This is a genomic window from Streptantibioticus ferralitis (assembly GCF_029223525.1).
Classification (GTDB): domain Bacteria; phylum Actinomycetota; class Actinomycetes; order Streptomycetales; family Streptomycetaceae; genus Streptantibioticus_A; species Streptantibioticus_A ferralitis.
On sequence record NZ_JARHTQ010000104.1, the window covers coordinates 1 to 627 of the forward strand.

1 protein-coding gene is annotated in these 627 nt (G+C 61.9%); it reads left to right on the forward strand.

The genetic code is table 11. From position 1 onward, the window contains the following. Positions 1-113: 113 nt before the first annotated feature. Positions 114-503: a hypothetical protein gene (locus P2L57_RS39875; protein ID WP_275823504.1), complete on the forward strand. Its 390-nt coding sequence runs from the start codon at positions 114-116 to the stop codon at positions 501-503. Positions 504-627: the final 124 nt, after the last annotated feature.

Consider the following 627-nt stretch of genomic DNA (forward strand, 5'->3'; position numbering starts at 1 on the left):
GGCATCACGCTTGAACTCCGCCGAGTACCGCTTGCTCATGTTGCTCTTGCTACTCACTACCTGGACTGCTTCCTCCGGGACTCATCCGTCCCAGTATCAGGCTGTCCAGATCAGTGGGGGAACTCCATTACGGCTGGGACTCCGACCGCAACGGCGGCTTTGCCTGGACCCAGACCCAGGAAAGCGACACCGGTTCGGGCACGAGCTACACCACCACCTACGTCCCGTCAACGCTGGGCTACGAAAACGGCGAACGGATGAGCCGGTGGACCATCGGCAGCAGCGACAACGGCTCAGGCAGCAGCTACGCGGAGAACAGCGCCCCGCACGACAAGGGGCACGCGTGGTGGGCTGAAAGTTGCGGTGATCCAGCATGCTGGGAAAATCCCGCCGTCACCCAGAGCCGGACACAAGGACCAGATCCCCTCGACGAGATCCTGCAAGCCGCCGCAGACGTCGTCAAATGCGAAACATGGTTGGGCGGAAACCACGATGAAGCTTGAAGCGCCCCGGGTTGGTCGGAGACTCTAGATCGCGGGTGTGACCTGGGGTTTCTTGGTTGCCGTGTAGTAGGTAGCTTCGTATTCGGCGGGTGGGACGTGGCCTATCTCACCGTGCAGGCGACGG